General features: G+C 34.3%; 16 protein-coding genes. 4 read left to right on the top strand and 12 right to left on the bottom strand.

Features of this window, described 5'->3' with window-relative positions; all coding sequences use genetic code 11:
* Positions 1–25: 25 nt before the first annotated feature.
* The 11 genes from ACGH46_RS08285 to ACGH46_RS08235 all read right to left on the bottom strand — a co-directional run bounded on the left by ACGH46_RS08285 (position 26) and on the right by ACGH46_RS08235 (position 11,194).
* Complete coding sequence (locus ACGH46_RS08285; RefSeq protein ID WP_267380003.1) at positions 26–442, bottom strand: phage tail assembly chaperone; 417 nt, start codon at positions 440–442, stop codon at positions 26–28.
* Positions 442–876: a phage protein gene (locus ACGH46_RS08280; RefSeq protein WP_065558727.1), complete on the bottom strand. Its 435-nt coding sequence runs from the start codon at positions 874–876 to the stop codon at positions 442–444. The genes ACGH46_RS08285 and ACGH46_RS08280 overlap by 1 nt, the downstream gene beginning before the upstream one ends.
* Before the next feature lie 9 nt (positions 877–885).
* Entirely contained in the window at positions 886–2,397 is a 1,512-nt protein-coding gene (locus ACGH46_RS08275; RefSeq protein ID WP_411605227.1) for a DUF3383 domain-containing protein, read from the bottom strand.
* The gene (locus ACGH46_RS08270) at positions 2,394–2,891 is read right to left on the bottom strand and encodes an LIC_12616 family protein (RefSeq protein ID WP_267360092.1); all 498 of its coding nucleotides are present in this window, start codon (positions 2,889–2,891) and stop codon (positions 2,394–2,396) included. Before ACGH46_RS08270 ends, ACGH46_RS08275 begins: the two co-directional genes overlap by 4 nt.
* Before the next feature lie 306 nt (positions 2,892–3,197).
* On the bottom strand, positions 3,198–3,674 hold the full coding sequence (locus ACGH46_RS08265) for a lysis system i-spanin subunit Rz (protein WP_411605225.1): 477 nt from the start codon (positions 3,672–3,674) through the stop codon (positions 3,198–3,200).
* Positions 3,674–4,114, bottom strand: a complete 441-nt coding sequence (locus ACGH46_RS08260) for a D-Ala-D-Ala carboxypeptidase family metallohydrolase (RefSeq protein WP_411605223.1) — start codon at positions 4,112–4,114, stop codon at positions 3,674–3,676. Before ACGH46_RS08260 ends, ACGH46_RS08265 begins: the two co-directional genes overlap by 1 nt.
* 11 nt (positions 4,115–4,125) lie before the next feature.
* Positions 4,126–4,452, bottom strand: coding sequence for a phage holin family protein (locus ACGH46_RS08255; protein ID WP_218837354.1), 327 nt, complete (start codon positions 4,450–4,452; stop codon positions 4,126–4,128).
* Positions 4,453–5,205: 753 nt separating this feature from the next.
* Positions 5,206–5,742, bottom strand: coding sequence for an antiterminator Q family protein (locus ACGH46_RS08250; RefSeq protein ID WP_411605222.1), 537 nt, complete (start codon positions 5,740–5,742; stop codon positions 5,206–5,208).
* Between the two features lie 127 nt (positions 5,743–5,869).
* Complete coding sequence (locus tag ACGH46_RS08245) at positions 5,870–6,031, bottom strand: hypothetical protein (protein WP_411605220.1); 162 nt, start codon at positions 6,029–6,031, stop codon at positions 5,870–5,872.
* 850 nt (positions 6,032–6,881) lie between these two features.
* The gene (locus ACGH46_RS08240; RefSeq protein ID WP_411605218.1) at positions 6,882–8,450 is read right to left on the bottom strand and encodes a hypothetical protein; all 1,569 of its coding nucleotides are present in this window, start codon (positions 8,448–8,450) and stop codon (positions 6,882–6,884) included.
* A 755-nt stretch (positions 8,451–9,205) separates the two neighbouring features.
* On the bottom strand, positions 9,206–11,194 hold the full coding sequence (locus tag ACGH46_RS08235) for a TonB-dependent receptor domain-containing protein (RefSeq protein WP_267349633.1): 1,989 nt from the start codon (positions 11,192–11,194) through the stop codon (positions 9,206–9,208).
* A gap of 169 nt (positions 11,195–11,363) precedes the next feature.
* Here ACGH46_RS08235 and ACGH46_RS08230 point away from each other — a divergent pair, with 169 nt between their 5' ends.
* From ACGH46_RS08230 to ACGH46_RS08215, 4 genes are all read left to right on the top strand, one after another.
* Positions 11,364–12,293 carry a siderophore ABC transporter substrate-binding protein gene (locus tag ACGH46_RS08230; protein WP_267360634.1) on the top strand — a complete coding sequence of 310 codons (930 nt, stop codon included), beginning with the start codon at positions 11,364–11,366 and terminating at the stop codon, positions 12,291–12,293.
* Between the two features lie 393 nt (positions 12,294–12,686).
* Entirely contained in the window at positions 12,687–14,003 is a 1,317-nt protein-coding gene (rimO, locus tag ACGH46_RS08225) for a 30S ribosomal protein S12 methylthiotransferase RimO (RefSeq protein ID WP_267349635.1), read from the top strand.
* Positions 14,004–14,012: 9 nt separating this feature from the next.
* Positions 14,013–15,401: an MATE family efflux transporter gene (locus ACGH46_RS08220; protein ID WP_267360631.1), complete on the top strand. Its 1,389-nt coding sequence runs from the start codon at positions 14,013–14,015 to the stop codon at positions 15,399–15,401.
* Positions 15,402–15,976: 575 nt separating this feature from the next.
* Positions 15,977–17,299: a phosphoethanolamine transferase gene (locus tag ACGH46_RS08215; protein WP_411605215.1), complete on the top strand. Its 1,323-nt coding sequence runs from the start codon at positions 15,977–15,979 to the stop codon at positions 17,297–17,299.
* Positions 17,300–17,377: 78 nt separating this feature from the next.
* Here the strand turns inward: ACGH46_RS08215 and tkt are convergent, their stop codons facing one another.
* A complete protein-coding gene (gene tkt / locus ACGH46_RS08210) occupies positions 17,378–19,384 on the bottom strand; it encodes a transketolase (RefSeq protein ID WP_411605214.1) in 2,007 nt (668 codons plus the stop codon).
* Positions 19,385–19,463 lie beyond the last annotated feature (79 nt).

Raw genomic sequence — 19,463 nt, 5'->3', positions numbered from 1 at the left:
ACAATAACACTCCACATAAACCAATCTATATCGCTTTCTTGGCTATCTCCTCCAAGCTGAGCGTATTTAGATTGGATAATAGGCCACTTGGTAAAAAAGCCAAAAAATGGAACTTCAATCCTTCAATGATGATTTGGTAATAATGACTTCTATGCGCATTAAAAAATTCACTGGCTTCTCTTGGATTTTGGAATAGTATCTTTTTTCCAGCTTCATCTGTGGCTGTGACATAATCGAGGATAAATCGCTCAATTTCTTCAAATTGCTCAGTACCAATATTCGAAGCTAACTGTCCAATATCAAATCCGGATGTAGTATCACCGACAGAAAAACAGCCCTTTAAGAGGGCTGTGAGTTTTTTGAGATATTTATTGGCTTTGTAAAAATCTGCTTGTTTAAAGGTATAAACAACATTATCTAAAGTATAATCTTTGTTTTCCATTATTGACCTCCTTTGATGTTAAATTCAGCTTTCGTTGCTTTAAGTGTCCATGTTAAACCATTGTGAGCTGTACCACGTGCAATAGTTGGTGGCGTGGTAAACCAACATCCAGTCAATAAAAATTCATCACCATTACGCAAATCTTTATAGGTAATTAACTTACCTTTAGCTTTTGTAGGATTATTAATTTGGGCTTGTCGTAATTGATTTAATACTTCGTTAGTTTCAGTGTGCTGTAATGTTTTAATCGTGACAGTAGCACCTTTATTGCAAGTGTTAACAAACACCCCTTCACCATTGATACCATAAGTGATATCACCGTCATCCCCTATGGGTGCAATACTAATGGAATCTTGAGCATTTTCATAACCAGTTATTTCATAGCCATCTATTGTTAAGACAGCATCTTCTAAAGAAAAAGATTTATTAGACATCGTGTATCCTTATCGATTAAATTGAACAATAATATCAACGCTGTGACCTGCACCAGCAAGTTTCAATGCGCAATTAATTGGCATCATTTTGCGCGCTTCACGATCAGCCGTGTCTTGCGTATCAAAAGAATCAGAATAGAAATAGTATCCATTCACCGTATCGCCAAATTTCAGCTCACCAATATCGCCAAGCGACCATTTACCCATGCCAAGAAAACCGTTATTGACAAATTGCTCACCAATAATTTTTAACTTGCTGATTAAACGTTGTTGTCCTTTATCGGTTTGTGGAATTTTAGTCGGTTCACCTTGTAACGCATTAAATGCTTGTACTTGAATTGCATTGATGAATGCATCCAGTCCTGTGGTTTCATCAATGAATGTCCCACCAACCATAACGCCTTCTGCAAGCATATTAACACCAGCATAATCTGTATAAAAATTGATACCTAAACGACGACATTTCATCGCTTCATTGACAGTGATTTTGTCGTCTGATGTAACACTAGCTTCTTGTTTAAATTTGACTGTTTTAGCGGTATTAATACCTGTCCATACGGTGGTTAACGCAATGCCCATAAGTTCAGCAGCAGCATGGTTATTCCCTTTGTTGTTATATTGAACCATCAAGCGTCCGCTATTTCGTTTTGACAATGTTTTTAAAACATTATCATCACTGTATTCAATATTTTTTTCTCGAGTTTCGGTATAGGCTAATACTTTGGCATTTTCAACCCCTTGAGCAACAACCCAATCATGCGCTTCCACTAATTCACTATCTGTAATAGTATTTGCAAAATACACACCATACCAATTTTGATACTGATTTTGCAAAGCTGTTAAAGCTTCTGCTGGTGACTCTTTTCGATAAGTTGTTGCATCCTCACCTTTGATTAATGAAGCTTTGCCATCAACTAAGTGTGTGAATTTACCAATATAGGTGCCATCCAATTGAGCATCAAATACATAACCAAAGTTGTCGCCTTTACCTTCTTTTCCGGCAACTAAAATAAATCGATTACCAACCGCATCATAAATGATTGAAACACTTAAATCTTTTAATTTATTGTTGATTACCGTTGCAACATCATTCATGCTCGATACATCACTGAAATTTAAATCGGAAATTTGATGTTTGACATCACCTAAATAAAAAGAAAAATAACCATCTTTAATATTTTTAAATTGAATATAATTAACAGCTAATGCAGAGCCGTTAATTTTTGAACTCACCGCTTTAGTGGTAACCCCCTCTTGCATATATTTAGCAATCAATGCCGTTTTCGGTTTAGGTTGAGCAGAGAATAGTGCGCAAGCAGCTTGATATGCATCAGAATCAGTGCCAAATAAATTTGCAACTGTTGTTGCATCTGAAACAACAACATAACGAGTATCTTTATTGCTGAATTCTTCACACATCTCTTTTGTAAAAATAGCCACAACGCTTAGGTCACGTTTTTGTGCCCCTCTTGGCGATTGTTGTAGAGTTGCATCTACGACTTGACTTAATGGTAAACTCATTTAGTAACCTCGAATGTAAAATTAACGCTATCACCGCGTTTAACGCTGGTTTTAACGATTGGATTGATGGAAAAAATAAGATCTACTTGTGCATGTTGAACGGTTTTGTCTGCAGAAGTTGTAGATACGTTTTCAATATCGGAGCATCGAAGATACCCCATTCTTAATTTCTTTAACTTTTGCCAAACAGGCGTGAACTGCATTGATTCTGTTAATTTGCATAGCTGTTCATAGGCATCTTTACCGTATGCTTTGACGGTAATTGTTGCTTCTTTTAGTGTCGATATCACTTCTTCTTCATCTTCACCGTGATATAAAATTTCTTTGCCTATCTCGGTTTGAGACATATTAAGAACAGTGATGAATTTATCTAAACGAGAGACATCGGGTATGTTATCCTCCTCAAATATAATTGTTTCAGGTAAAGACAGAATTTCCGCTATCAAACGTCTAACTTCAGTCATTTCAAGCTTAGAAACAGTCGTGATTGGCATAATGACTCCATAAAAAAGAAGATAGGGTTTAACGATAAGGTGATAATATAAAAACCATGCTGTTGTTGATTTATTATTTGTAATAAATTGATAAATCTAGTTGAATTGATTGTTCACATTATCCATTGTTAAATCATATAAACAGGGATTAATTAGGTTAAAAATTTTTTAACCCAATCGAAGTAAAAACAATTGTGATTGTATAAAACTAGTTTGATATAACGTTATAAAACTGCGTTAATCATTAGGATATAATCATCATAACGCCATATATTATTTAATATTAAATAAAGGGTGATGCGTAATTTATTTATTACACATAAACAGTGTGTTATTTTGAGGTGCAATGACCTGACAATAGTATTGTTGCCATCCTTCAATTAGGGCTTGGTTATAGCTGATTGCGTGGGTGAGACGGTAATAATCTTGTTGAGAAGATTTTGCAAGTCGTAAGGCTTTGTCAGCAATATCGCCGGTGGCGGCACTATTTCGTTCGAGGGTGGCGACTTTGATGCGCAACTCGACAAGACCATTATCCACATCATCACGTAAACTATCTGTTTTAACCTGTTCATCTTTTATTGTCTCAAGAATATTTGACTCAATTAATTTAATGGTATTATTACCTTGTTTATATGCGTTAAATTGCGTTTCTAACGCCACCGTTTTAGCCATTGCCAGTTGTTCACCTTGCCAACAGTGGTACGCAAAATAAAGCGCTAAACCGGTTATTACAATGCCACCATACGGTAATAACTTAATCAACAATGTTAATTTATTCATCATACTAATCCGTTTAAATACACGGTTTTACCACCATTTTTAACGGCGGTCAGCACTATTTGGCGATTATGAGTGGGACTGAATCCGATATGAACCCATTGATTATGCTCCTGAATAAGCTTATCAAACACGACTCCTGCATCTATCAATCGTTGACAGATTTTTTTCGGTGTGCCGAATGGCGAACGGAAGTCAACAGCCAAACCTTGAGTGTGTGCACTACTTGCCACCCCGCCTACCCGCGCATTTAATGCCGGACAACGGTAACCGGAAGTAATGATGATGGGGTGCTCAAGGGCTTTTCTGACCAGTTCAAGTTTTATTGCTGTTAATTGGATATTGGGCATCAGTGCTGCCGGTACGGAATTGTCAATTTTTAATCGACTGGCCGTCAATGAGTAGGTAAACTCATCCAGTTTAAAATGTTTAGTCAGTTTCATTAGTTTTCCTTTTAATCATCATGTCCACGTGTTTTTTTTATTAATTGTTCTTCAAGCGCTTTAATTAAGGTTGCACCCGACCACCCCGCTAAACCGGCAACACCGCCTGCCAGCTCAAACTGCCAGTTAAAATAACTGGCTGCCAACACCACCAGCGCGCCGGCAAAAGTAGAAATAAATATCTGAGCAATTAAAATCATCAGATTAAACTTATTCCCATTAATAATGTGATAGCAATAACTGGCTAATGATCCCAGTAAGGTGACAAAAAACAAATAAACGACAACATACCAATTGATATGGTCAGGCTCTTTGATTGGCATAGGTTTCATCTTCATCGTGAGCCTCCTGCTGAGGCAGTTAAAAATAAGAAAGGGTTACGCAGCACTTATGTATAAATTATTTTCTGAGATTGCTCTGCGAACCCGTTGAATTGTGATAACTGATAGTTAAATCGTAGACATAAAAAAACCGCAATGAAGCGATTGAATAAAAGAAACTTATATTAAAGAAGTTTATTTAATTTAATTTATTTTGATTTAATTATTTTATATGAATAAACAGGATGTTAAATAATATGTTGCAAATTAAAGGCAATAAAAAAGCCCGCTTAGCGGGCTTTAGTAACAATTCTTGATTTTGAGATAATTATACCTACATTAGCGTACGTTGTCAACCCCTTGAGCTAATATTTCATTCTAATATTATTCGTTAAGCTTAATAAAATAAGTTTTAATAAGGGCACAATAGGGAAAAATAATTGAAATTCAAAAATTCTCATTATTTATCAGATGTTAAATAATCATATTAATAAAATTAGGATGAAATTATTAAAAATATGACTAATCGTATTAACATAAAATGAATATCTATTTAGCACGAATATAGGCAGAAATATGAGAAAAGTTATAGCTAATAAATTGAATTATTGTTTTGAGAGATTTTATTTATTAACACTATTGACTAAATAGTTAAGATAGCAATAAGAAGAATAAAAAAGCCCGCTTAGCGGGCTTTAGTAACAATTCTTGATTTTGAGATAATTATATACTTATTGGCGTACGTTGTCAAGATTAACTGTCCCACTTTTTTTAAAACACTAAATGTTGCAATAACTCCAGTTCAGTGCCGGTTAACATCGTTTGCATCGATAATGCACCAATAATGTAACTTTCACCACTACTTTTTATTTTTCGGATATTTCCTTCACTACAGGCTAAATCCTTCGCTATTTCACGTAAATTTTTAGGTTTGATAATTAATGTCGACGATGTTTGTGTTTTGCTTCGTTCGATATAAAGATGATCATTAACAATCATTTCGTCTCCATAATAGAATTTAATTAAGACTTTTGCTTCTTCTTTTATTTTCGCAATTTTACTGTTTTTCATCGCTGAGATAATGCCATCTATTATTAACCCGTCTTTATCTAAACAGACCTGTTTATATTCCTTTCTTTGAGATTGATATAGACTAAATACTTTGCGTTGTTGATAGGCTTCTTTTCGAGCCCAATTACCCCAACGGGTTAATACTTGAGTGATATCATAATCAGCATTTAAACTCACTTTATTTAGCCATTGTTTTGGTTTATTATTTTCTTGAATATTCAGGTTCTGTGCTGTCATTATTTACCTCATAACTTTTCCATATAATTCCAATTTATAATGTTTAACTATTTATTAATCTGTGACTATTAACTTATTGTCATATGTTGAAGTACTTATTTTTTAGTAACAATATCGATAGGAAGAATTAAAAAAGAGGACGCGTTACCTTAATGTTTTGATATTTTCCCTTATTAAGATCATATTGATTTATGAGTCGACGGCGATAATCATAAAGTTGGTCAACATGTTTCTCAGCGACTTTTATTTGTTCATCAAGTAAAGCTAATTGTTGTTGTGGTGTCATCATAAAGTTTTCCTATTCAAAATAAAACACACCTATAATAACAATAGTTATCATTAAAATCAATAACTATTGTTATAAAAAATTAATGATAATCCTATAAAAACAAAATGTTTAAAGTTTTACACTAACATAATATTTTTATTAAAATTGGTGTCATACCACCTCAACAAAAAAACATAAATTAACTTAATATCAATTATTTATTAATAAATATTACGACAACAAAAATAATGTTCTAATATGTATAGTACAATTTACAATCAAAATAGTGGTATTTAATATTTGATTAAAACTGAAAAACAATAACTTTTAGTATTGACTAAATTGATAACTTATATTATCATTGATTTTATCAAAACTAATTGACTTACCATAAAGTTAGCAAGACCACGAGTTACTAATGGGGTAAGAAGATTCAAGTAGCTAGCAGAGGCGTACGAACATACTGCAGTTTTGATACGGTACTTGATAGCGTATTTTAAAGTTACAATATTGAGTACCTGACAACTGGAAAGACAGTGGTAGTCCACATTTTTGCCCCTATATTGGGGCTTTTTTAACCTTATTATGACTATTCAAATTTTTATAAAAAGGTTAAAACAATACAGTTAATGATGAAATCCAGCAAGATAACAAAAAATCATTTTGATCATAACTGTGATTTAATATAGGAATTTTATTGGAAGAAAAAGGTAAAGTGATATAGAGGTTACCTATCATATTTTCATATCAGACTTGATAAAATCATTTTAATAGGTAACGCTACTTTTGAAGTATTAGTCAGTGTAAATTCATCCCTAATACTAGCTAAATAACAATCCTTGTTGAATGGGTTAAATACTCCTTATAATCATTATAAGTAAGTTCCGCAAACGGCTCTTTTTGCTTCATCTATACCCCAAGCACTAGGAAACGAAATCATTCCATCGTGACTTGAAACCAGAATCGCTTCTGAAATGGCTTCATTATTGTCATTAGTGGTGTTGTGAGATTCATTAGTATAATACCAACCAAATTTCCAATTAGATTTTGGATAAGTAACAATCAAACTATTATACTGTTGATTAAGCGATCTCCCCCACTCACTGAAGACACCATATCCAATTCCGCGTGTAAACACATTATAAATACGACCTTTCGCACCATCTAAATTTTTAGTCGAGAATTCGGATGAATTATTTAATTCTTTTCGGCTCAACAATTTTGAAGAACCTGTACATTGAGCCCTTGCATCGTTTTGATTTTGGAAAGATTGTAATTTTGGTTCAAGCCATAAATCAAGACTGAATGTATAATCATAATGGATTTTATCATCAGATTTTAAGGTTGCCGTTATAGTGACCGTTTTAGTAGGCTGGTTAAGCGTAATTAAACCATCTTTATCAACAGTAACAGAACTATTATTTGTCGTGAAGGTATAATCGTTTTGTACACCACCCATGACTAACTGAAATTGCGCACCGGCAAAACCAGTTGTTGGAAAATGTTTTTTAGATAAGGTAGGCGCCACTTTAAATCCTTGATTGAAGACATAATCTTCAGTTACTCCGCCACCTACTGCAAAATTAGGTTTATTTTTAGGAATGTTATTTATACCAATTCCGGTGAGATTCCACTTTTCATCATTCTCAGATTTGTCATTTTTGACTGAACGCCATTGAGTAAGTGGATCTGAGATAAGACTATAAGGTTTTGCAAAACAGGTATTAGCGATAGCTATTTGATAAGTTTTTGTTATAGGCTGAGCACCCATTGATTGAGTTTCAATAAAATTGACAGGATCACTTTCATTAGGATCGCCAAATTGAGTATGAACTTTAATATCAGTCGCGGTGATTTCTAATTTTAACGGCATTTTATATTTGTTATGGCTACAAGCAATATTATTAAAATCTGCAGGATCGATTTTAACATTATTACTATCCTTCCAAACATAATTTAATGTGTTGCTGATGGGTTGCTTAGGATCAAAAGCATCATTATTAATATCAAAATAATCACCCTTATTATCATCAATAGTTGTTCTAGGAACAAAATAACTTTTTATGACAAAATCATTTAAGTTAGTCGTATGATCAAAATATTTGGTGGTATTACTAGTGATGTTACCGGATATTTCATTGTAATCAGTACCGTTGTAATTAAAACCTAATTTATTAACGATCGATTCTGTTGCAAAAAAGACAGGTTTATCCCCTTTTATCGAATTGACGGTCGTTGTTGATAGTGCTGCATTAGCAGGATTAACTGAAATGAAAGCCAAAACTGCACTTAAATAACTCAGTTTAGTTGCAGTCCTATTTTTTTTTAGCATAGATAATAAGCAATTTAAATGCGAACCTATATTCAATTTAGAGATGACTAAATGGTTAGGTTTGTATTCACTAAAATTTCGTGAATTAGGGTTGATAATGTGCTTCATATAGTTTTCTTCATTAACAAAATAACAAATCAATCACAAATCTTAAGATTGATTTAATAACTTCACATTCATCCAATTAATTTAAATGAAGAGGTGATCCTTTTAAATATTATTGATCGGATTTATCGATCCATCAACACCCAATCAATTTAAAATCACTATCAAAAATAATAAGATACTGCTATATTCCTTACATTATTTTCAATATGAGGAGATAATAAAATTGATTTAATAATTGAAAAATTTATCCACTTAATTTAAAAGAAGAGATAATCTTCAAAAATATTATTGATCGGATTTATCGATCTATCAATATACGATCAATTTAGAATCACTATCAAAACAACATAAAATCACGATATTTATGACATATTCGTTATAATGCAAACATAAAAACAGGTTAATCACATTAGTTCACACTTTAAAATAACATAATGAATAATATTAATTTATTTTTAAGCGTTTTATCTAGGTTTTATACAATTCATTTTCTTCAATAAATTTTTCCTATCAAAATTATAGGTTAAGTAAGTTACAATTTATTAAAACATGTGTAAACGGATTGTTATGAATAAGTAAGCAATGTGTAATTTGCACAAAATGAATTCAAATATTTCAATGAGAATTTACCTAAGATTAAAAATATGATTAAAAAGAAGATTTGATAAAAATGTTATTAATCATACCATTGACTAAAAATAATCATTCTCATCAATTAAATACATTTGATGAATAATTGATGAGAAAAATGTTATCTAGAAACTAATTTCTGTTCCAACAAAATAGCGACGTCCATCTAAGGTTTTACCAAAGTCTTCATTGTCAACATCTTTATCAAACAAATTATAAATACCCGTGTAAATTTTTGCTTTCTTGTTGATTTGATACGCTGCTCCCATATCCCAGAACGTATATCCAGGATACGTGACATACCTACTTTGTTTACCCATTCGCTTATTGGCGTTTTCTTGTCCGTAGTATGCCATCTTAGCCCATAAGTCCCAATTATGACTGATGTACCAATCCAATTGCATATTAAATTTTTGTTTAGGTGTACGGTTTAATGCACGTCCTTTATTGATACCGGTTTTTTGTTCTGTCTTTGTCCATGAATAATTTGACGTCAACAAGAACTCATTAAACAATGGCGTTTTAAACGTTAATTCAACGCCTTTAAGATCGGCTTTATCGACATTTTCTCTGCCTTGAACAAAATCAAATTTTTCTTGGTAACCATTCACTTTACATTTACCTTTTCCAGCTGGTCCCTGACAAATGTAATAAGTTTGAATCTTATCTTTATATTTTGTATAAAACGCCGTGGCTGAAGCATCTATTCCATAATCATTAGTATAGCCCAGTCCAATTTCGATATTGTCTGATTTTTCAGGTTTTAAATTAGGATTTCCCAGTACCATTCCTTTATTACCCGTGCCGGAACCCCCTGTAACTTGTCCCCAATCAGCAACGACTTGCCGTAATTGTGGTGTTGCATAACCCGTTGAATAGCCGCCTTTGAGAGTGAAATTATCATCAATATTCCATACGCTATAAACTCTTGGATTCCAGTTGCTTCCATAGTTTTCATCTTTGTTATAACGTAATCCAACAGTTAAATTCCAATTTTCTAATAAACTTATTTCATTTTCAGCAAATAGAGCATAATTCCAACGATCTATTTTAGTTAATGTCTTCTTCAATTGATTACCTTTATCGTGTAACTCTTGGTAATTATATTTTCCCCCTACTGTTAACATATTAATATTAAGCGGAATTGTTACACGGGTATCAAGATCGGTATTTCGAATTTTCATCTTTCTTTCCGGGTTATTATTACCTTCATAAGCAATAAATGAAGTTGTCGAAATATCACCAAACAGCCCAGTATGAGTTAAACTATACGTATTACGGCGATTATCACGAGGAAAATCGCCTCTATTCTTAGCTCGGGTATTACCCGCTGTTGCCTTACTTTTTTGAATTGAACGCCCCATATCTAAATCAAATCGTTGCGTATCTGTTGCATTTAAAGACAGCTTACCATTTAGACTTTGAAGTTTTTGTTGGGCATGACCATTCAAAAATTTATCTTCATTTCGTTTTGAATATTGACCATATAGTTGGATGCCAACTCTATCATCAACAATCGGTCCCATGACTGAAAAACTTCCTGTATAAGTGTTTTTTTCTTCAGAACGATAAGGAATTACAGATTCTAAACGTAATCCTGCATGCCATTTATCTGACACTTTTTTGGTAATAACATTAATTACCCCACCCATTGCATCAGAACCATACAGTGATGACATAGGACCACGGACTACCTCAATGCGTTCTATCGCCGTTAATGGTGGTAACCAACCTTGTTCAAATCCGGAACCGTCACTATTTGGTCGCGTTTCTCGGGTGCTGACCTTTTTACCATCAACTAAAATCATCGTATATTTGGCATCCATACCTCGAATGCTTATATCTGTTGAATCACCGCTACCGGTAATGGTGACACCAGGAATATCTTTTAACGCATCAGTGACATCACGATACGATTTTTGACTAATTTCTTCTGAGGTAATAACAGAAATGGTTGCAGGGGCTTCTTTGATTTGCTGTGCAAAACCCGAAGCGGTAACAACCATTGTATCAGTATCTGAACTATTCACAGCGGCTAGTGCTGTACTTGATAATAATAAAAAACCTGAATTAATGACATAATTTGTCAGTTTAAATTTTAGCTTAACGTTCATTTATTATAACCCCATTATTTATAATGATATTTTATAATTACCCATGAGTATGAACACTACATTAGATGATAATAATTATCAATATCTTTTATTAAATTATTTTTCGCTAGACAAGCAACTTACTTTAAATGATAATAATTATTATTTACATTTAATATAAAGGGTGTCTATGAACAGAAAGAAAAAATTGCTGCTAAGTAGCATTGCATTAATAGTTTTGGGGTTAACCGGTTGTCAATCACCGTCGACAATGACTGTCACAAACAATAGTGAAACGATCATCGTACCTAAATCTCCGAAAAAAATTGTTGTCATGAATTATGGAGCATTAGATACATTAGATGCTTTAGGTAAAGGCTCAATAGTGACGGCAACCCCACAATCGGTCATTCCATCCTATTTGAATCAATTTAAAAGGGATGATGTGGTTGATACGGGTAATATGAAAGAACCCAATATAGATGCAATTAAACAAACTAATCCTGATCTTATTATTATTGATGGACGTCAAGCAAATAAAAAAGATGAGTTGTCAAAAATTGCCCCAGTGCTTAATTTAAGTGTTGATAGCAAACATTATTTTGAATCAACAAAAAATCATATCAATTTGTTAGCGAGCCTTACCGGAACCGAAAACACAGCAACTCAACTCATTGCTTCGCTCAATAACAAAATCAACCAAGCTCAAAGAATGACCTCAGCAAGCCCTAAAAAGGCCATTGTCGCTATTCACAACAATGGAAAAATGATTCTTATTAATAATAGCTCAAGTGCTGCGCTTATCCATGATGTATTAAAAGTCAAAAGAGCGGTACCACTTTTAGCTAACCAGCTAGCTACAAATGGAGAACGCCCAGCACCTACTTTTGTTGACGATAAATATATTAAAACCGTTAAGCCAGATATTATTTTTGTCATTGACCGAAGTCATGCTATTGGTCAACAAGCCATGAAAGCCAACTATTTTGATACAAAAGTTCTCAATAAAAATAAAACCACCGTTGTCTATTTGACACCTGATCTTTGGTACTTATCTGGTGGTGGAGCAGAAAGTTTAGACCGTCAAGTGTCTGAAGTGCTCAATGCTTTAAACGATTAACATTTTGTTTAAATTAATTCATACAGCCCAATTAAAAGGCTGTATGAGTTAGCATTCAACAGATTTATCACATTAAATCGACCTACCCACAAGTATTCTTAGGTCACAAAATTTGAGAGGGTAATATTCAACTATTAAGTTGTGCTCGCATGATTTCAATCAAATATGGTAAATTTAACAGGTCAAAATCCCACTTTATACACTTGCCTGACGTTACCACTTAAAACCCATTTTCTGTTAATTAAGAATTTGAAAATCAGTATATTTACAATGCTTAAATGTGTTAAAATGCCGACATTTTAAATTAACAACAACTAATTAATCGATAAAATTTATTTTATTATCAATTTAATTCCTCTTTAAATATTAAGCATTATTATAAATATTATGAATATGTCATCCCCTACTATTGGATTTGTGAGCCTTGGTTGTCCCAAAAATTTGGTTGACTCAGAGCGAATTTTAACTGAATTACGAACACAAGGTTATCAAGTAGTACCAAGCTACGAAAATGCAGATTTAGTTATCGTCAATACTTGTGGCTTTATTGATAGCGCCGTACAAGAATCGTTAGAAGCCATTGGCGAAGCTTTAAATGAAAATGGCAAGGTCATTGTGACAGGCTGTTTAGGTGCAAAAGAAGATCAAATACGTAATGTACATCCTAAAGTACTTGAAATATCGGGCCCCCATAGCTACGAGGCAGTACTTACTCATGTCAATAAATATGCCCCTAAACCCGCATATAATCCCTTTACCAGTTTAGTACCACAGCAAGGTGTGAAATTAACGCCTAAGCATTATGCGTATTTAAAAATATCAGAAGGTTGTAATCACAACTGTACATTTTGCATTATTCCATCGCTACGTGGCGAAATGGTTAGCCGACCAATTGGTAATGTACTTGATGAAGCAAAGCGATTAGCTGATAGTGGCGTTAAAGAGTTACTCGTTATTGCTCAAGATACTTCAGCATATGGTATCGATATTAAAAATCGTACCAACTTTTGGAATGGTATGCCATTAAAAACTGATATTCAAACGTTATGCGAACAATTAGCAACGTTAGGCATTTGGGTAAGGCTCCATTATATGTATCCTTATCCAAGTGTTGATAATTTGATCCCGTTAATGGCGGATGGGAAAATTTTACCGTATCTGGATGTACCACTTCAACATGCCAGTCCTTCGGTTTTAAAATCAATGAAACGCCCAGGCACCATTGATAGAACACTTGAACGAATTCATAAATGGCGAGAAATCTGTCCAGATATTACTTTACGTTCAACGTTTATAGTTGGTTATCCAGGGGAAACAGACCAAGATTTCGAATTATTACTCGATTTTTTAAACAAAGCTAAGCTTGATCGTGTGGGATGTTTTCCTTATAGTCCGATTGAAGGTGCAGCAGCCAATCAGCTCGCGAATCAAATTCCGGAAGAAATTAAACAAGAACGTTTTCATCGTTTTATGCAATTACAGCAGACAATTTCTACCCAAAAATTACAAAATAAAATTGGCAAAACCTTATCGGTTATTATTGATGAAGTCGATGAAGAAGGCGCTATTGGACGCAGTATGGCTGATGCACCAGAAATTGATGGCGTTGTCTATTTAAATGAAGAAAAAAATGTTCACGTTGGTGATATTGTTCAAGTTGAAGTCGAACATTCCGATGAATATGATTTATGGGGAACTGTTAAACAGTAAACATATCCAATGAAACAACATTATCGAAACGAAATCAAAAAACTTATTGCCCTTTCGGTACCCGTACTGATAGCACAAATATCGCAAACAGCGATTACCTTCGTCGATACCATTATGGCTGGTAACTACAGTAACACAGCATTATCAGGGGTTGCCATTGCAGTCTCAATTTGGTTACCAACCATATTATTTGGACAGGGTTTACTTAGTGTCTTAACACCGATTATTTCCAATTTAAATGGGGCTGCTAAACGTCATCAAGTTGCTGATCACACTCGACAAGGAGTCGTTATTGCCTTGTTCTTATCAGTGATAATGATGTTCATTTTATACCATTCAGATAAACTGATTAGTTTAAGAAGTTCAGTTGAACATCCTATCGATCCTGAAATGGTTGAAGTTGCCGTTTCTTTTTTACGTGCCATTATGTGGGGTGTTCCCGCGTTCTTATTATTTTTAGTTTACCGAAATCAGTGTGAAGGGTTATCCAATACCAAACCAGCCATGGTGATCATCTTTATTGCATTACTTGCCAACATTCCCATTAATTATGTATTAATTTATGGAAAATTAGGTTTGCCTGCTTTCGGTGGAGTTGGATGTGGCATTACCGCAGCGATTATATTTTGGCTAATGTTTTTTTTAATTCGCCTTTATACGTTAACCACCACTAGCCAACGTGATATTCGTATAACACCTTTCACAAAACTTATTGATTGGTCTATTATTAAAAAAGTTATCCTGTTAGGCACGCCTCTGGCATTGGCTTATTTTTTCGAAATGAGTTTATTTGCCGTCATAGCATTACTGATTGCCCCATTAGGTAAAATTACAGTTGCGGCACATCAAATCATATTTACGATTAGCAGTTTAACATTTGCCATTCCGCTTTCACTCGGTGTTGCTACTAGCATTCGTGTTGGTTATTTGTTAGGTCAAAAAAAGCTATCTCTTGCCAAACATACCGCGTATATAAGTTTAGCTATTTCGTTGGCTATAGCAATTATTGTCGCATTAATTTTGGTTGTCTTTCGAACACCAATCATTGCATTATTTACTAAAGAAGTTGCTGTCATTACGATATGTATGCACCTAATTATTTTATTAGCAATCTATCAGGCTTCTGATTATTTGCAAGTTGTAGCCAGCAATGTGCTTCGTGGTTATAAGGATACGCAAAGCATCTTCTTTATTACATTGCTTTCTTATTGGGTAGTAGGATTACCTGTAGGTTATATCTTAGGTTTAACCGATCTGATTATAGCGCCAATTGGGGCTGCCGGTTTTTGGATTGGCATTATTTTAGGTCTGGCAGTCGCCGCTATTTTATTAATAGCCAGAATGATCTATATCCAAAAACAGCCTGAAGCAATAATATTAAATCGATCATCAAAATAACGATTTATTGGCTAGTAAGCCACTTCTCATCTTAATATTTAACACTTATCAAATTAACCGATAAGTGTTAAATCATTAATAGCCTCTACTCCATAACAACTATTCAATACAGTTAACCATTTTTTAACTCAAACAGCTATTTTATTCCTTCGTTTAAGGCTGTTAAACGCCTTTTATTAGGTACATAAATGATAGAAAAATCATTTAGTTCAATTCAAATTGAATCAAACACAAAATGACGATATAAATTGATTAAATAATAATTCACTATATAATCACGTGCCTTGTAGATAAATTTAATATAGTGTAATAATGTTGTGAAGCTCTCTAAAAAAATTTTGTTTTCTCATTGTATTTGTCTTAGCCTTGCAGTCTTAGTCGTGTATTTATTAGGATATCCGAAAAGAATAGATCGTATATTGCTTACTTATTTTTCATTAATTTTCCTAGGCAGATTCACCATTTTTCGATTTTTTTTTGGTCTATCATTTGTTATAGCTGCTCTTTACTTTCCCATTGCTTATTATTACGGCCCTCCTAATGTAGCAGTAATAAGTGCTTTGTTTGAAACAGACATGGACGAAGTAAATGAATTCTGTTCGCAAATATCGACTTATCTATTTTTGATTACCTTCTTACTTCTAATCGCTTTTGTTCTAATATTTATCAAACTGCCATTTCCTACTGTTCACAACTATTACCTGATTATTTTTACATTGATTTTATTGTGCTATAAACCGATTAAAGCGTATATTAAGTTTATCCCGACCCCTTCTCATTCACTGTATGAAGAGATAATGGATAATGTGAAATATCCTTTTTTTGAATTTTATAAAGCGCTTTTTACCAGTGGAAAAATTTATTGTTCCGAAAAAGAAGCACAACTTAAACAAATTGAACAACAAAATACGATTCCTATTTTATCGGTTAATCCAGACCACAAAAATTACCTTATTATTATTGGTGAAAGTGTCCGTAAAGATTATATGAATGCCTATGGATTTAGTTATGACAATACGCCTTTTGCCACTCAACATGCAAATGTGATATGGGATGGTTTAATCGCACCCGCTTCGAATACGCAAGCATCTGTCCCTCATTTGATTAGCCAAGCTATTTATTCGGACGATAAAATAGTGAATGCTCAGTTAAATAATAATATTGTTAGTATTGCTAACGATGCAGGATTTGAAACTTATTGGCTTTCTAATCAAGGCAAACTCGGAAAAATTGAGATTACCGTACCTCGCATTGCCGCTTATGCAAACTATAACTTCTACACCAAAAAAGGGGAATATAATGGTAAGTCATCACACGGAAAACATGATACTCTACTATTACCAGAATTAGATAAAATATTATCAGATAAACAGGCTAAGCCAAGACTGATCGTCATGCACCTTATGGGATCTCATTCCAATTTTTGTCGTCGATTACAATTTGATATTCAATTCAATCTATATAACGAAAATATCTCTTGCTATGTCAGCAGTATAAAAGAAACGGACGACCTGATTAAATCAACAATTGATATACTAAAAAAACATAATGAAGATTATTCGCTTGTCTATTTTGCCGATCATGGTCTTACCCACTTGGATCAATATCAAGATTTAAGACATAACTGGGAATACCAAAATAGCTACGAAGTACCTTTTATTTTCTTTGATTCGAAAAGTACAACACAACAAAAAATTGAGAAAAAAATCTCAGGTTATCAGCTTGTTTACTTGTTAAGTAAATGGATGGGTATCACCTTAGATGTTTCACATGAATATATGCAAAACAAGTTGACAGATATACCACACCAAACAAAGATTAAAATTAAAGATTGGAAAAATGAGTTATATCCTTATGAGAAATTAAAAAAAGATCCGAATCCTTTTTTTATCAAATAAAATCATAATATCTTAAGATAGATCCAAAAAAAAACGCCATTATCTAAATGGTAATGGCGCTTTAAACAGGAATTACAATTATTTCAATAAATCATTGGCTTTTGCAATCACATTTTCAACTGTAAAACCAAATTTTTCAAATAACTGTTCTGCAGGTGCTGATTCGCCAAAACTTGTCATACCAACAATTTTGCCATTTAGCCCCACATATTTATACCAGTAATCACTAATTCCGGCTTCAATCGCAATACGCGCAGTGACTGAAGAAGGTAATACTGACTCTTTATAAGCGCAGTCTTGTTTATCAAATGCATCGGTTGATGGCATTGAAACAACCCGTACATTTTTCCCCGCTTTTGTTAATTGATGATAGGCTTCTACCGCTAATTCGACTTCTGAACCCGTCGCAATTAAGATCAACTCTGGCGTTCCTGCACAATCATTTAAAATGTAACCGCCACGATAAACGTTGGCTAATTGCTCAGCTGTTCGTGGTTGTTGTTTAAGATTCTGCCTTGAGAAGATCAGTGCGGTTGGCCCATCTTTACGTTCAATGGCATATTGCCATGCTATGGCTGATTCAACTTGGTCACATGGGCGCCAAGTACTGACATTTGGTGTTACCCGTAAGCTTGCCATTTGTTCAACAGGTTGATGGGTTGGTCCGTCTTCACCTAAGCCAATTGAGTCATGGGTATAGACAAACAGTGAACGAATCTTCATTAAGGCAGCCATGCGTACCGCATTTCGTGCATATTCCATAAACATTAAGAATGTTGCCCCATAAGGAATAAAGCCGCCATGAAGTGCAATACCATTCATAATAGCAGACATCCCAAACTCACGTACACCATAGTGAATATAGTTACCATCCGGATTGGCTAAAATTTCTTTTGAACCTGACCACATTGTTAAGTTACTTGGTGCTAAGTCAGCCGAGCCACCTAGAAACTCAGATAATACTGGTGCAAAGGCTTCAATTGCGTTTTGTGATGCTTTACGCGTCGCTATCGTTGCAGGGTTTGCTTGCAATTTATTGACAAAATCGGTAGCCACTTGTTGCCAATTTTCAGGTAAATCGCCGTGCATTCGTCGTTTAAATTCGCTTGCAAGTTCTGGATATGCTTTGGCATAAGCTTCAAAGCGAGTGTTCCACTCATCTTCGATTTGTTTGCCTTTGGTTTTCGCATCCCACGCTTCATAATAAGCTTTAGGAATATCAAACGGCGGGTAATTCCACCCAAGTGCTTGACGGGTTGCTTCAATTTCAGCATCTCCCAGTGGTGCACCGTGACTGTCATGACTGCCCGCTTTATTTGGTGATCCAAAACCTATAACTGTTTTACACATCAGTAAAGAAGGTTTATCGGTCACAGCTTGTGCTTGTTCAATCGCTTGAGCAATGGCATTTGCATCATGACCATCAATACCGCGAATAACATGCCATCCATAAGCTTCAAAGCGTTTCGCTGTATCATCAGTAAACCAACCTTCTATTTCGCCATCGATTGAAATACCATTTTCATCATAAAATGCAATGAGTTTTCCTAATTTCAGTGTTCCAGCCAATGAGCAAGCTTCGTGTGAAATCCCTTCCATCATACAACCATCACCCATGAATACATAGGTAAAATGGTCGACTATAGTATGACCTGGTTTATTAAATTGTGCAGATAAAGTTCTTTCTGCAATTGCCATACCAACTGCATTAGCAATACCCTGTCCTAAAGGTCCGGTTGTGGTTTCAACGCCCGGAACATGACCATATTCTGGATGCCCTGCTGTGATTGAATGCAACTGACGGAAATTTTTCAAGTCATCAATGCTAACTTTATAACCGGTAAGATGTAGTAAACTATAAATTAGCATCGAAGCATGACCATTTGATAATACAAAACGGTCTCGATCTGCCCAAGTTGGATTGTTCGGGTTATGTTTTAAAAATCCACGCCAAAGTACTTCCGCCATATCAGCCATACCCATAGGCGCACCCGGATGACCTGATTTTGCTTTTTGTACACCATCCATGCTTAATGCCCTTATCGCATTCGCAAGCTCGCGGTGAGATAGCGTCGTTGCATTCATGTTTTAATCTCCAAAATATATTTTAAGTTATTCAAATTCATTTTTTCTGTATTTTTGAAACAGATTTATATTATTAACA

It is taken from the genome of Gilliamella sp. CG22 (assembly GCF_046635725.1).
Classification (GTDB): Bacteria; Pseudomonadota; Gammaproteobacteria; order Enterobacterales; family Orbaceae; genus Gilliamella; species Gilliamella apicola_I.
This window is presented reverse-complemented; position numbering and strand designations above follow the sequence as displayed.